General features: G+C 36.4%; 10 protein-coding genes. All 10 read left to right on the top strand.

The window, feature by feature from the left end; all coding sequences use genetic code 11:
• Positions 1-8: 8 nt before the first annotated feature.
• The 10 genes from IJ535_RS07540 to IJ535_RS07495 all read left to right on the top strand — a co-directional run bounded on the left by IJ535_RS07540 (position 9) and on the right by IJ535_RS07495 (position 16,045).
• Positions 9-734, top strand: coding sequence for an ABC transporter ATP-binding protein (locus IJ535_RS07540; protein ID WP_330619537.1), 726 nt, complete (start codon positions 9-11; stop codon positions 732-734).
• Entirely contained in the window at positions 735-2,024 is a 1,290-nt protein-coding gene (locus tag IJ535_RS07535; RefSeq protein WP_294300845.1) for an ABC transporter permease, read from the top strand. It begins immediately after the preceding gene.
• Between the two features lie 266 nt (positions 2,025-2,290).
• Positions 2,291-6,094 (top strand): lipocalin-like domain-containing protein, encoded by a 3,804-nt coding sequence (locus tag IJ535_RS07530; RefSeq protein WP_294300844.1) that lies wholly within the window; start codon positions 2,291-2,293, stop codon positions 6,092-6,094.
• Positions 6,095-6,194: 100 nt separating this feature from the next.
• Positions 6,195-7,463, top strand: coding sequence for an extracellular solute-binding protein (locus tag IJ535_RS07525; RefSeq protein ID WP_294300839.1), 1,269 nt, complete (start codon positions 6,195-6,197; stop codon positions 7,461-7,463).
• 72 nt (positions 7,464-7,535) lie between these two features.
• The gene (locus IJ535_RS07520) at positions 7,536-8,867 is read left to right on the top strand and encodes a carbohydrate ABC transporter permease (protein WP_294300835.1); all 1,332 of its coding nucleotides are present in this window, start codon (positions 7,536-7,538) and stop codon (positions 8,865-8,867) included.
• On the top strand, positions 8,867-9,709 hold the full coding sequence (locus IJ535_RS07515) for a sugar ABC transporter permease (RefSeq protein WP_294300830.1): 843 nt from the start codon (positions 8,867-8,869) through the stop codon (positions 9,707-9,709). Before IJ535_RS07520 ends, IJ535_RS07515 begins: the two co-directional genes overlap by 1 nt.
• A 2-nt stretch (positions 9,710-9,711) precedes the next feature.
• Positions 9,712-11,568, top strand: a complete 1,857-nt coding sequence (gene pulA, locus IJ535_RS07510; protein WP_294300828.1) for a type I pullulanase — start codon at positions 9,712-9,714, stop codon at positions 11,566-11,568.
• Between the two features lie 7 nt (positions 11,569-11,575).
• Entirely contained in the window at positions 11,576-13,153 is a 1,578-nt protein-coding gene (locus tag IJ535_RS07505; RefSeq protein ID WP_294300826.1) for a response regulator transcription factor, read from the top strand.
• A 2-nt stretch (positions 13,154-13,155) separates the two neighbouring features.
• Positions 13,156-14,889 carry a sensor histidine kinase gene (locus IJ535_RS07500; RefSeq protein ID WP_294300824.1) on the top strand — a complete coding sequence of 578 codons (1,734 nt, stop codon included), beginning with the start codon at positions 13,156-13,158 and terminating at the stop codon, positions 14,887-14,889.
• The gene (locus IJ535_RS07495; RefSeq protein ID WP_294300821.1) at positions 14,879-16,045 is read left to right on the top strand and encodes an ABC transporter substrate-binding protein; all 1,167 of its coding nucleotides are present in this window, start codon (positions 14,879-14,881) and stop codon (positions 16,043-16,045) included. The genes IJ535_RS07500 and IJ535_RS07495 overlap by 11 nt, the downstream gene beginning before the upstream one ends.
• Positions 16,046-16,119 lie beyond the last annotated feature (74 nt).

The raw sequence follows: 16,119 nt of genomic DNA, 5'->3' as shown, positions 1-16,119 counted from the left end.
ATAATAAATTGGAAGATAATATTATGCTTGACCTTCGCAATATTCATAAAAGCTTCTTTATTGGAACACCAAATGAGTTTGAGGTTTTACATGGCCTAAACTTTACAGTAAAGAAGGGCGAATTTGTTTCAATAGTAGGTCAGTCTGGTTCAGGTAAATCCACACTGATGAATATCATTGGAGCCTTGGACAGACCTACCGCAGGAGAGTACACTCTTGATGGAATAGATATTGAAAAAGCGAAGGATCATGAGCTTTCAGCTTTAAGAAATAAGAAGATTGGATTCGTGTTTCAGACTTACAATCTAATTGCTCGTACAAACGCTCTTAAAAATGTGGAGCTTCCTATGATGTACGCAGGAATGGGACGCGCTGAGCGAACAGAGCGAGCAAAGATGCTTCTTGCAGAAGTAGATATGACAGATAGAATGCATCATAATCCTGATGAGCTTTCAGGTGGTCAGAAGCAGCGTGTTGCTATTGCAAGAGCTATGGCAAATGACCCTGCAATTATATTAGCTGACGAACCTACAGGTGCTCTTGATTCTGCAACTGGTAGAATGATTATGGATATTTTCCACAAGCTTCATGAGGAGCAGGGCAAGACAATCGTTCTTATCACTCACTCACCAGAGCTTTCACAGGAGACAGAGCGAATCATTACACTTAAAGATGGCAACATCATAGGTGAATCTGCCGGTCGCTGGAATAGGGCAGCAAAGGAGGTGGAGTAAATGCTATTTACAGAAAACATCCTTGTTGCTTTAGCAGGACTAAAGGCTAATATCATGCGTTCCCTTCTGACAATGCTTGGAATCATCATCGGTATCGCCTCAGTTATTGCCATAATGACAGTAGGAAATTCTATTACCTCCATAGTTAATAGCACTATGCAAGACCTTGGTGCCAACAACTTAGAGATGGGTGTTATGCAAAAATCTCAGGAGAATAAATCATCTGATTCCGGGGCTAATTATGGTTCAGGTTATGTACGTGATATGACAGACCAGGATTTGATAACCAAGGAAATGCTTGATGCTTTTAGGGCAGAATTCCCAGATGATATTAAATATGTTCTTAAGTATGAGAATGTTGGTGAGAAGGGAAAGGTTACCGAAGGTAGCAAAAGCGCTAATGTGCAAATAATTGGTTATAACAAAGATAACTTTGAGTTTAAAGATAGAACAGTTATTGCCGGAAGAGCATTTTTAAATCGTGATTTTGATAATGCTAAGAAGGTTTGCCTTGTTACTGATAAATTGGTAGAGCGTCTTTACAATGGAGATAATGATGCTGTTTTAGGTAAGCAGATAGAGGTAAATGTAGCTGGTACCTATTATAGCTATTATGTGGTAGGCGTGTACGAATATGTTCAGGAACAGTTCACATTTGGTGTTTCAGATAATCCTACAACAGAATTGATTATTCCTTATGAGACAGCCAGAGTGGCAAATCATAATCAGAATAAGGGTGATTATTACTTCACTTTGGTAACATCTGTCAATACAAACAATGATGAGTTTGCTACAAAGGTAAGAGATTTCTTTAATATTAATTATTATTCGCGAAATGACGCATACGAAGTTATGGTTGTATCTATGACATCTATGATGGATCAGATGAATACCATGATTGGTGCGATTCAGCTTGCGCTTTCAGTTATTGCAGGAATATCTCTTGTGGTAGGTGGTATCGGTGTTATGAACATCATGCTTGTTTCTATTACAGAACGAACTAAGGAGATAGGAACTAGAAAAGCCCTAGGCGCAACCAATGGCTCAATCAGATTACAGTTCATTACCGAATCAGTGGTTATCTGTTTGATTGGTGGTATCATTGGTATTATCTTTGGTATTGTACTTGGAACAGTAGCTGTTAAGCTAATGGGATATGAGGCATCGGTTTCTCTTTCAAGTATCGTAATTGCGGTAGGATTTTCTATGGCGATTGGTATTTTCTTTGGATATTACCCAGCTAATAAGGCAGCTAAGCTTAATCCTATTGATGCACTTAGATACGAATAGAATAATACTTATAAAGGCATGGCCAGATGGTCATGTCTTTTTTGTGCATGACCACGAAATATCATCAGTACACCCTTGTGAAAAATTGACAAAAATAGAATAGTAAATGCTAAACTATTTTACAAAAATATGATTTTTGGACGAAAAAATGACAAAATCTATTGAATGGGAAATAGCTATGGGGTATATATTTGTAGTAAAGACTATTCGAACTAAAATAGTTTAGAATAATCTAAAGTATAGAGAAAGGAAAGCAGGGGGAACAGATGAAGAGAAGAATGAAGAAAGCCATAGCACTTTCTATGGCAACAGCAATGGTCCTGCCAGCGATTCCAAATTCAAGCCTTGGTTCGCTGAATGCAAATGCGGCAGAAAGCATTAGCAGGGTTATGGTACATGATCCATCTATTTTTGAGTACAATGATGAGTACTACGTATTTGGATCACACATTGCAACTGCTAAATCATCAGATTTAGTAAACTGGACACAGGTTTCTACAGATTATCAAAGCGTAGAAAACAATCCAATCTATGGAAACGTAAAGGAGAATCTGGCCGAGTCATTTAAGTGGGCAGGCTATGATGACGGAGATTGCAAGGGTGGCTATGCGGTTTGGGCACCAGATGTAATCTACAATCCAAATTATGAGTGGGCTGACGGTCACAAGGGTGCATACATGCTCTATTATAGTGCATCATCTACATGGCGTCGTTCATGCATTGGCTATATGGTTAGCGACAGAGCTGACGGTGGCTATAGCTACGGTGGAACAGTAGTATACTCAGGATTTACCAATACTGGCAAGGTAAATTATGACGGAAACAGTACAAGAGATACTACATACACAAATGACTATCTTCCATTTAACAAGCTTATTGCTGAGGGGAAGATTGATGGGGATGTAAGCACATGGAAGTGTTTCAACTCAGATGGTAGCTGGAATAACAACTACGCGCCAAACGCCATTGACCCAACCCTTTTTTATGATGCAACAGGGGAACACCTTTACATGGTATATGGCTCTTGGTCAGGTGGTCTTTTCATTCTAGAAATTGATCAGGCAACAGGTGAGGCAATCTATCCAGGTAAGGATGGGGTAGATGCAACAAGTGGAAATACTGTTGATAGATACTTTGGTGTACACATCGCTGGTGGAAATCATCAGTCAGGCGAAGGCCCTTACATCGAGTACGATAAGAATACTGGCTACTATTACATGTATGAAACATACGGTGGTCTTACAACAACAGGCGGATATAACATGAGATTATTCCGTTCTAAGAATCCAATGGGACCATACGAGGATGCATCAGGAAAGAATGCAGCTGGCAGTGGTAAGAACTGCTATCAGTATGGTACAAAGCTTATTGGTAACTATCAGTTCTATGGCCAGCCTGGTTATCGTGCAGCAGGTCACAACTCAGCACTCATTACAGATGATGGAAAATATTATCTCATCTATCACCAGAGATTCCTTGATTCTTCAAGAGGAGAGGGACATGAGGTAAGAGTACATCAGCAGTTCTTAAATGAGGATGACTGGCTTGTAACAGCTGTTTACGAAAACAGAAATGAGCAGATTCAAAAGTACACAATGGATGATGTGGTTGGTACATACGAATATGTAAATCATGGCAATGGGGAAAAGGACGGTAGCATGATTTCTACTCAGTCAGTTGCCCTTAATGCAGACGGCACAGTTACAGGAGATGTAACAGGTACATGGACAATGGCAGATGCTACAGACCGTGATTATACTTACGTAACAATCAACGCAGATAACGCAACCTACAAGGGTGTGTTCTTTGAGCAGACAAATGACAATGGTGAGAAGACCATGACATTTACTGCAAATGGAAATAACAACCTGGCAATCTGGGGAAGCAAATACGAGGAAACAGATGAAATAGCTGTAGGCAAGGTGATTGAGCAGCTTAAGGATATTATTCCTGAATCTACACGTGAGAATATTCAGCTTCCTACTGAGCTTGGCAAGGCCAAGATTGAATGGTTATCAGATAATCAGGCTGTACTTTCAGCTGATGGTAAGGTAGGCACCCCTTCATCAGATACAGAGGTTACTCTTACAGGCAAAGTTACAGTTAATAGTTACAGCACTGATGCTACATTTAAGGTGCTTGTATATGATGCTCCAAAGGTAATCGTAGGCTACGATTTTGATAGTGTTGATGGAGATGCTGTTAGTGCTACATCAGCATCTACAAAAGATAGCGCTGCAACACTTAAGGGTGATGCTAAGGTGGTTACTGATGAAGAAAGAGGTCAGGTGCTTAAGCTTGAAAATGAAGCTGGCAACAAGCAGGTAAACTATTTATCACTACCAAGCGATGTATTTTCCAATGTGGATAAAGCTGGATACACTGTAAGTATGTGGGTAAATATTGATTCATCTACATGGGAGCACAGTGCATTGTTTGAAGCAGATTGGCTGGCAGATGGAGCATCTACAGGAACATATCCAATGACTAGAATTGGAGCAAACCTAATTGGAAGAATTAATGCAAATGATTATTCAGATGCAGTTCCAGGCTTATCTTACAGTGACCTTACAAACAAATGGCAGCTTGTAACCTACACAGTAGCTCCAAATGGAATTAAGGTATATCTGAATGGAAATGAGATAGTATACGATAAAAAAGATATTTCAAATTGCTTCTCGGGACAAGGTGCAGCAATCCAAAATGCTAACCATGTAATGGTAGGCGCCGGAGATATTTGGACAGATGAAGATGTTAGAAATGCAATGTTTGATGATGTTCGTATATACGATACAGCCCTTACAGGTAGCGAGATAAAGAACATTTACGAAAGCACATTAAAGGAAGAGAAGGATGAGCCAGATACTCCTGAAACTCCTGAGGAAATTAACAAGGCTATCGACGAGGAAGAGTCAGAGGTTGAAGGCCAGACAAAGGTTTATGTAAAGCTTGATAATAAAGAATTCCCTAAGGATACATTCGTATATGCGATAGATGAAAAGCAGCAGGATTTACTTGGAGCATATCCTGGTAAGAAGATGGCTCACATTGGTAACGGCTGGTATTCAGTAAATGTTCCAAATGACATGCTTTACAGTGAAGAGAAGTCAGAGGAAGCAGATAAAGAAGAGTTAGATGAAGAAGCTTCTAATGATGAGGCTGTTAATGATGAGACTGCTGAAGATTCTTTAGAAAATAGTGATAAGCAAACTGAGGAATCAAAGGAAGAGATAGTAAATGAAGATATTAATGAGTCTAATAGCAAGACAAGTACAGATAGTGATGTTCAGAATGAAGATGATGCTACTGAGCCAGTAGAAGAAGAGAATGTTGTTACATCATTCCTTAATGCTATTAAGTCAGCATTTGCACCACTTCAAGTAAGTGCAGCAGAACATGACATATTCAATGAAGGCATTGTAGTTAGAGTAAATGATGGCGACAGTGTTGATAAGATTGCAACAGCATTGTTTACAGCAACAAGACCTTCAGCTGATGAGCTAAAGCAGGAAGATACAGAAAAAGAGCCAGAGACACCATCTGAGCCAAGCACACCAAGTACTCCAAGCACTCCAAGTACATCAGGTGGCTCAGGTTCATCAAGCAGCTCAGGTTCTTCAAGTAGCGCTGGTTCATCAAGCAGCTCAGCTTCTACAAGTAGCTCAAGCTCCCAGTCAAGCACTACTGTTACAACACCTGTAGCAAGCACAACAACAATTGCTGATGCAACAGTTCCAGCAGCTGGAAATGTAACAAAGACAACTGATGCCTCTACTAAGAAGAGCACAAAATCTTCTACAAAAACAGCTAAGGCTGAATCAGTAGAGGAAGAAGCTACAGAAGAAGATGCTGAGGTAGAAGATGAAACAACAGAGGAAGTAGTTTCAGATACATCGGAAGATGCTGATGATACAACAACTGAAACAACAATTGCAGATGAAGAAACTCCAGAGGCTGTAGATGAAGCTGCAGTTGAATCTAAGGGAGTTAATCCAGTAGCTGTAGTTGTGATTATACTAGTAATTGCAGCAGCTGGAGCAGGAATTGTAATCTTTAGAAAAAGAGCATAGTAAGTTTATTTTTTGATATACAAGATTTAAAAATTTATATTTGGATATTTTTATTTTTGATAACCTATCCCTATCTTAAAAGAAAGGGATAGGTTTTTTTATGAAAAAAAGATTATTAAGTTTAGTATTAAGCGGTTCTATTGTATTGGGGCTAGTAGGTTGCGGCACAACTGAGAATGTAGGAAGTAGCAAAGAATTAACAGATGATGAAAGCTTATATGCTAGTGATGCCAAGCTAAAGCTATGGGGATCCCAGGATGATCAGGCATATTTGCAGGAAGCAATCGATGACTTCAAGAAGGATTTTCCAGAGGCAGCTGGCTGGGATATAGAGCTTGCGGTTGTAAGCTCAGCAGATGCCAAGGACGAGGTCTTAAAAGATACTGAAGCAGCAGCTGATGTATTTGAATTTGCATCAGACCAACTATATGGTCTTGTTACAGCGGGAACTCTTTATAAGATTACATCTGACAGAGAAGAAATAGAGCAAAGAACAACAAAAACAGCAGTTGATGCAGCGGTACTTGATGGTAATCTTTATGGTTACCCTTCCACATCGAATTCTTACATCATGTATTACGATAAATCAAAATATACAGAAGATGAGGTTAAAAACCTGGATACAATGCTTGAAAAGGATTTAGGCAGTGATATAAATTTTGCAATGGATTTGGATAATGGTTGGTACATGGCCAGCTTCTTTTTTGGAAACGGCTGTACATTGTTTGGAACCGATGGTCAGGATGCTACAGAATGTTCATTTAATAATGAAAATGGTTTAGAAGTAGGAAATTACATCCTCGATTTAACACATAATAAAAAAGTAGGAAATTATGATGATACTTTATTGTTATCAGGATTTGCAGATAGAACACTTGGAGCTGCCATAACAGGAACCTGGAATGCAGTAGCAATCAAGGAATCTTTAGGTGATGATTTTGGAGTTACTACTTTTCCAACTGTAAATATAACAGAGGATAAGGAAATTCAGCCTAGTCCAATTGTTAATTTTAATATTTATGGTGTAAATGCTCAGACAAAGTATCCATTAGAGGCAATGGCACTAGCAAATTATATTACATCTGAAAAGGTTCAGAAGTTACGTTTTGAGCAACGTTCGTCTACACCAGTCTGCAATACATTAGTAGAAGATAAAGAATTGTTAGCTTCAAATCCTGCTGTAAGTGCTTTGGCAGAGCAGGTTGAACTTGCATCAACAGTTCAGACATCAAATCCACAGATTTCTAATTTCTGGTCACCTATGGAAGCTTTTGGTCAGGATTGCATTGCTGGAAATATTACACATGAAAATATGCAGCAATCACTTGATATATTAGTGGAAAGCATTCTTGCAAAACTTGGAGAATAATTAGATAGAAAGCTTACTTTAGACTCTCTGAAGTTACTTTAGGGAGTCTATTTTTTAGAAAGGAATGTAGTAATGTTTAAAACATTAAAAAAAGGCGATAGCATTACCAAACTATCTTTGTTGATATTTGGTTTTGGTAATATTATGAGAGGTCAAATAGTAAAGGGGTTAATATTTCTTTGTGTGGAAATTACCTATGTGCTTTATTTTGTTTTTTATGGACTCGATGCATTAAAGGGTCTTTTTACATTGGGAACCCAAGAGCAGGGCTGGGTGATGGATGAAAGAAAGGGCATAGAAATCCTGGTGGACGGAGATAATTCTATGCTCCTTCTATTGTTTGGCACCTTGTGTTTGATGATTATTGTTAGCTTGATAATTGTTGCAAGACTAAGTGTGGAATCAGCATATTTGGCACAGGAAGCTATAGAGAAGGGAAAAAGACCGTTAACTATTAAGGAGGATATAGGCCTTTTTTTAGATTCAAAGGTGCATATTACACTTCTTGCTTTACCAATCATAGGAATTTTGGCGTTTTCTGTTTTGCCGCTTTTATACATGATATTAGTAGCTTTTACAAATTATAATCACGATCATCAACCACCAGGAAAATTATTTGACTGGGTAGGACTTGATAATTTTTTTGTAATTTTAAGCAAAAATTCTCCTTTAGGAAAAAGCTTCTGGCCTATTTTAGGATGGACTGTAGTGTGGGCTATAGTTGCTACAATTACATGCTTCTTATTCGGGTTAGTACTTGCAATGTGGATTAATTCTCCTTATGTAAAGATAAAAAAATTATGGCGTTCAGTTTTAGCCACCAGTGTGGCTGTACCACAATTTGTTTCATTATTGATCATCAGAACGATGCTTCAGTCTGAGGGTGCAATTAATGTGCTATTAAAAGAAATAGGACTAATTGATAATCCATTGCCATTTTGGACAAATGCCACTTGGGCCAGGGTCACTGTTATATTAGTGAATTTGTGGATTGGTGCGCCTTATACCATGATGATTGTTACAGGAATTCTTATGAATATTCCAGGCGAGTTATATGAGGCAGCTAAAATAGATGGCGCCAATACACTTACTATTTTTAGAAAGATTACATTGCCATACATAATTTTTGTTATGACTCCCTATCTGATTACTCAGTTTATAGGCAATGTTAATAACTTTAACGTTATCTATCTTTTAACTGCAGGAGGTCCAAGTACAATTGATTATTACCAGGCAGGAAAGACTGATTTGCTGGTAACTTGGTTATATAAGCTTACGGTAGGAAGTAAAGATTATTGTTATGCTTCTACAATTGGTATTTTGGTATTTATTATTTCAGCAGTAGTTTCATTATTAACCTATCATAGGACTTCTGCTTACAAAAATGAGGAGGGATTCCAATAATGAGAGCTAAAGCAAGAATAAAATCAGTTGTATCCCATATAGGCTTAGTGTTACTTTCTGTTGTTTGGCTATTTCCTATTTTCTGGGTTATAATTGCATCATTTAGAAAGGAAAAAGGATCTTACACATCCTACTTTTTTCCAAAGGCTTATACTTTAGATAATTATAGAAGGCTGTTATTTGAAACAGAGCAGTTTCATTTTGCAAAATGGTTTGGTAACACATTGCTAGTTGCAATATTCAGCTGCCTAATATCTACTATTTTTGTGTTGTCAGTATCATTTTGCATGAGTAGACTAAGATTCAGAATGAGAAAACCTTTTATGAATATGGCCATGATTCTTGGGATGTTTCCAGGATTTATGTCGATGATAGCCGTATACTATATTTTAAAAGGCCTTGGAATAACACAATCATTATTGGCCTTAGTTATGGTATACTCAGGAGCATCAGGAGCAGGATTCTTTGTGGCAAAAGGATTTTTTGATACAATATCTAAGTCTATGGAGGAGGCAGCTAGCCTTGAGGGAGCTACAAGGCTTCAAATATTTACTAAGATTATTTTGCCATTATCTAAACCTATAGCCGTGACCACAATTCTTACATCGTTTATGGGGCCGTGGGTTGATTATATCTTTGCCTCAGTAATAATGGGAGATAATTATGATAAATATACAGTTGCTATTGGATTAGCTAAGATGCTGGAAAGAGAATTTATATCCGAGTATTACACTCAGTTTGCTGCTGGTTGTGTACTGGTTTCAATTCCAATATCAATATTGTTTATGGCGCTACAGAGATATTATGTAGAAGGAATAACTAGTGGCGCATCGAAGGGGTAGAAATGAATTTATACAAAGGAAAAATATCAGAAGAATTTAATAACAATTTCAATTATGATGGTCCATTAGGTCTTAAGGTGACAAAGGAAGGTATTGAATTTCGTTTGTGGGCACCAGAGGCAGATAGTGTTTGGGTTGTCATTTATGAATCAGGAGATATTCTTGATAGAGTAAGTAAGACTAAAATCCCAATGACAAATGAAGGAAAAGGTGTATTTGTTGCGAATGCAGGGAAATGTTTTTTAAATTGCTACTATACATATCTAATAAAAAGGAATAATGATTTGACAGAGGCCTGTGATCCATATGCAATTGCTGTTGGCATAAATGGAGATAGGGCAGCTATTGTGGATTTAGAAACAACAAATCCTAAGGGGTGGAACAGTGATAAAAATCCAAATGCATCTCTTCAAGCAAATGAGCGAGTTATCTATGAAGCTCATGTACGAGATTTGACTATATCTGATTCTTCTAATGTGAAGCACAAAGGATTGTTCAAGGGTGTAACTGAGACTGCTAATGAGGGTAGTAAGGTAGGACTTAATTACATTGCAGATTTGGGAGTAACACATATTCAGTTTCTTCCAATATATGATTTCGGTAGTGTTGATGAAAAAAATCCGAGCTTTAACTGGGGTTATGATCCCAAAAATTATTTTTCGGTGGAGGGCTCATATTCAACAGACCCATATAACCCTAAGGCAAGAATAATAGAGTTAAAGGAAATGATTATGGCTTGCCATAATAAGGGACTTAGTGTTGTAATGGATGTTGTTTTAAACCATGTATTTGATGCTAAGGATTTTTGTTTTAACAAAATTGTACCTGGGTATTTTTCTAGAATAAGCAATGAGGGAACATATAGCAACGGCTCGTTTTGTGGCAATGATACAGCCTCAGAACGATATATGGTCAGCAAATTTATAGTTGATAATATTCTATATTGGACTAAGGAGTACCACATAGATGGCTTTAGATTTGATTTGGTTGGTCTTATTGATGTGGATACTATCAATGAATTAGTTGCCAAAGTACATGCCATTAGACCAGATGTTATATTTCACGGAGAAGGCTGGGAGCTTCCTACAGTAATGACTGAAAAGAAAAGGCTTGCCACTCAGATGAATGCAGCTAAGACACCGGAGTTTGCATATTTTGATGATGTTATCAGAAACCTTTTAAGGGGCGACAATTTCCATCCAAAAGAAAAGGGATATTGCAACGGAGCAAGTGGGATGAAGAGCCTGCTAAAAAGTTGTCTGTTGGGAAACAGGTATTACACTTCAAATTCCACTCAACTGATTAATTATGTTAGCTGTCATGATGATTATACATTGTTTGATAAATTTAAGGTGGCAGATTCACATTTACCTGATGATATTTTGTATAAGCAGTGTATGCTTGCAGCTGGTATTTGTTTTGTATCAAAAGGTACTACGTTATTACTTAATGGAGAAGAGTTTGGAAGAACCAAAGTAGATGAGGCAGGTAACCTTATTTCTAATTCCTATAAATCTAGTGATTTTGTAAATAGTATAGATTGGAATGTATTAAAAGATCCTGAGAAGCAGGATATGATAGACTACTATAAGTCACTTATATCATTTAAAAGAACCTATGCTAATATTGTTTTTGAGAGTTTCAAAGAGGGCATTGATGATGAAAGCATAATGGTAATAGGAAGCTGTGAGAATGAAAGGATATTAATTCTTATTAATCCTGAGGATAGAGAAGTAAGCTATAATCTTCCTGAAGGAGAGTATGAAAAACTTATTTCTTCCGATAATAGGATTAGGAATGATTATAAGAATTGTGTAGTTATTCCACCGATAACATTTTTGGTATTAAAGAATAAATAAAGAAACTATGAATTTATTAAATCTTGTAATAGTAGATGATGAACCGATTATTCTCGAAGGTCTAAGTAAGACTTTTGATTGGGAATCAGTAGGGTTTTCGGTTGTGGGGACAGCAATGTCTGGTAAGGAAGCATTATCTATTATTGAAAACGAAAAAGTGGATGTTGTGCTTACGGACATCTGCATGAAAAATATGGACGGAATAGAGCTGATGGAAAAAGCAGCCTTAACCAATCCAGAAATACGATTTGTGGTGTTGAGTGCCTATAAAGATTTTGAGTACGCCAAAGCTGCCTGTGATAAGGGGGCTTTGGCTTATATTGTTAAACCTATAAATGATGATATGCTACTGACCATGGAAAAGGTCTATAGAATTGTAACAAAGGATAAGGAAAAGGATGTTGCAGTTGAGGCTTGGGAAAATATTTTTAAGGAAAATCAAAGTAGCTTTCCAACATATATGATTAGTAGACTGATTGAGGGAAGTCTAACAAAAGAACAGTTTATTACTGGTTGTAAAGATTTTCTTTCAGATGGAGCCCAGGAGCATTATTATGCTACGATAATTGCCGATGTGGATGTGATTTATAAGATAAGCGAGTATGAGGATTTTGATAGAAAACGATTTACGCTGTTTTCTTATCTTGAAAACGGATTATCCAAAGAATATAAGCTTTGGACAAAAAAGAATATTGATGGTAGTGGAATTTTTATTGTAGATTTGGGGAACAATAACAAACCATACAAATGTAAGCTTATCATTAGCAATGCCAAGATAGATTTAGGGTTTGATATTATTTCAGCTGTTACTGATGGTTATTATGGTATAGAAGGGATTATTGCTTCTGTTACAGCTGCTAAGAAGTTATATGATTTCGCCTGTGAAGTGGACGCTGATATGGAAGATTGTGAGATGGAGGATAATTTATCCGGGTATCCATATGATGTTGAGGCAGGAATAATACAGGCACTAAGGAAGAATGATGAGGAAGAATTCAAGTCAAAGCTTATAGTATTTTTAGATTCGTTTGTGGCAGAAGAATCAATTGATTGTACTTTCGTCCATCATTTGGTGTTGAATACAGAAATGTTCCTTAGAGAAAGCTATGGAATGGATAAGGATTTATATAAGCGTTTTAGGGGAATGTATGAAGCTTTGTTTAATCATCCTACTCACAAGTTGGTAAGAATGTATTATGACTTGGGAGTATATGCTATTTCAAAAAGAAAACAAATGGCGATAGGGGATGAAAAGCATAGAACTAATGAATATGTGAACAGTGCATGTAAATATATAGAAGCACATCTTGAAGAAGACTTAACAATAGGATTAGTTGCTGAGCAGGTTCATCTTAATCCAGTATATTTTGGAAGAATATTTAAAGCGGTTACAAATTGTTCCTTTAAGCAATATGTTTTGAACCAAAAGTTAGATGTTGCAAAAAGACTATTAGTTACAACGGATTTAAGCATTTCTGAAATAGGAAGAAGGGTTGGAATTGCTAATTCGTCCTATTTTACAAAGATATTTAGAGAAGCAACTGGAAAAATACCTAGTGATTACAGAATTGATTCTAAATTATAAGTATGAATAAAAAAGTATATGGAATAAGAAATAAAATATTATTATTGGCATTAGTTCTCATCTTTGGACTGTCATTCTCATTTTTGCTTGTAATGCTTAGTTTCGTTAATGAGGAACGAGAAGCTATAATAGACATTGGTATGAATAATGTTAGCAAAATGTCTGATTCAATGGACAGCCTTTTTCAGGATATTAAAGAGGATACAGATTCCATCATAATCGATTCATTTGTTCAAAAATGTATTTTTAAAGATGAGCTGAATGTTAAGGAGAAGGAAAACCTTCTTCACAATCTTTTAATGTACACAGATGATGTTCAAAGCAGTACATATTATATAAAAAATAGTGGTCAAGTGTACTCTTATTCTGGTGATAGCGTTAATTTGAAAAATGAAGAGTTTGACAGACTTTTGAGTTTGGATTATGCCAAGCTTCATATATTTTGGCAACCCTTAGCTAATGTCTATAGCACTAAAAAGGATGATAGTGTAGAGCTGTTTGCTATAAGAAATGTTAGAAGTATAGATACTCTATTTGAATCAGACAGAATTCTTATCGAAATAAAATCTAACCTGGTTGATGAGGTCTTGAATGCCTGCACAGATAATAGGTTTAGCTTTTATTTAATAGGTCCTGATAGAAAAATATACGCTAAAAAATGCCAACAAGAGATAAACAATGAGACTTTATCTAAAATCGAGGAGTCTATATTGAATGAGGGCATGGTAAAGATAGATGAGGGTTATGTATTCAGTAGATATCATGTAGATGGGGACATGTATTTGGTATCTTATATCAGCGATAAAGAGGTATATAAATCTGTTGAAAATGCATTAGGTTGGATGTTTATTTTTATGGGGATGGCAATTATTTTTGCCATAGGGTTTAGTTTTAGTGCTGCAAAACGTTTTTCAGAACCAGTACAGATGATTTCCAAAGAAATGCAAGATTTTTCAGAGACATCATTGTCTAAAGAAATGCATATAGACACAAATACAGAGTTGGATGAAATAGGGAAATCCTATAATACAATGCTTCATAGAATAAAATATTTGATGACGCAGGTGCAAACAAAAGAAAAAGAAGCACGTAGACTTGAAATGGAGTCATTGATGTATCAGATTCATCCTCATTTTTTATACAACACTTTGGAAAATATATACATGCTTGCAAGAATTAATAAGCAGGAAAAGATTATGATAATGGTAGATTCGTTATCAAAGCTTCTTAGAATTACACTATCCAACGGAAATAATGTGATAGAAATAGAGGAAGAACTGACTCATGTTAAATCATATTTGGATATCCAGCAATTTAGAAATAACAATATGTTTGATTATGAAATAACATGTCAGGATAATCTTTGTAAACATAAAGTTCCTAAGCTGATTTTGCAGCCAATAGTGGAAAATTCCATTAAGCATGGATTCGCTAATATGGAAGAGGGAGGCAAAATTAGCATAGAAGTTAAGCAGGGGCAAGGTAATTCTATTATATTCTTGGTTTCAGACAATGGAAGTGGAATGGATGCTATAAAGCTTAGAACTCTTAATGAGAGTATCCAAAATGCCGATATCACGAAGCCTGTTTCAAAAGAAGGTGGATATGGTGTTCTTAATGTAGCAAGACGTTTAAAAATTATGTGCCAAAAGGTAGATATGGTGTATAGCTATGAGAATGGTACAAGGTGTTTCATTGAGTTAGTAATGGACGGGGATTATATGGATGAATGTTAAGAATGTAATTAAAAAGCTAATATGCATAACTGTCACTATAATACTGGGTTTAAACAATGTAGCATGTGGTGATACTGAAATTGATAGAGTAAAAAATACAGCTACAAGAGAATCTGATGTTGTAACTATTCCTATATTACTTCGAAGTGAGCCAGATAGTGGAGATAGCACGTACTCTGATTTGATAGATGGCTTCAATAAGGAATATGCCGGACAGTATCAATTAGATGTTACACTTATTAGCGAGACAGAAGAAGGATATAGAACTAGGCTTAAAGAATTAAATGCAATTGATGAATTGCCTACCATTATCACAGATGCAGCTTTTGGTTCGGATTTTTTATCGTTGATGGAGGAAAACGATAGGTATTATGGTTTATATCCATTAAGTGATGGTTTGTATTCATCTGCTGGTATGTACTATAACAATGATATTTTTAGAAAATGTGGTATTTCATCATATCCAAGTACTTGGGATGAGTTCTTTCAGGATTGTGAGATTATTAAAGCTGAAGGATATACTCCGTTAGCTCTACATGGTGGCGGTGATTATTGGTCAGCTGTGCTTATTGCCACAGCGTACATGACAAGAAATGAAGAGGGAGCAGAATTCTTAAAGGAGATATTACCTGAAAGCTTTGATAATGACCCATTCAAGGATATGTTGGCATGTGTGGACAGACTTTATGATTATACCTATAGTGACGCATTAAATATTAGTCATGATCAGTCTTTAGCCAGGTTCATAGCGGGCGAGGCAGCAATGATACCAGGTGGATACTGGATGGTTCCTCAGATAGAGGGGGCTATGTTTAACACTGGCTTTTCCACATTTTGTCAAGGAGTAATGCTGGTTGATAATAGAATGTCAGCATGGGCTATAGTAAATAATGGGGACGAAGCTGTGCTGCAGGGGGCACAGCTATTTATGGAATATAGACGGGATAATACTGCTGAAGAACCAAAATCACATAGTTCAATAGCAAAACAATTTCAAGCAGAATATGATTCACATACTGGTGAATTTCCAAACTACCAATTGCAGTGGCAGAATAAGATTATTAAAGAGGACTTTGATAGTTTAATGCCTTCTCTAATAAAAAATGATATTTCGGTAGAAGATTTTATTGATATGTTATCAATGACAAATAATTGATAGTTGAAGTAGTATTTTTTATATAGTAGATTTTGTTCTTTTCCTAAAATAATAAAAAACAAAAAGGAGAAGAA

Origin of the sequence: Pseudobutyrivibrio sp., from assembly GCF_017471675.1 — a bacterium.
Taxonomy (GTDB): Bacteria; Bacillota; Clostridia; order Lachnospirales; family Lachnospiraceae; genus Pseudobutyrivibrio.
This window is presented reverse-complemented; position numbering and strand designations above follow the sequence as displayed.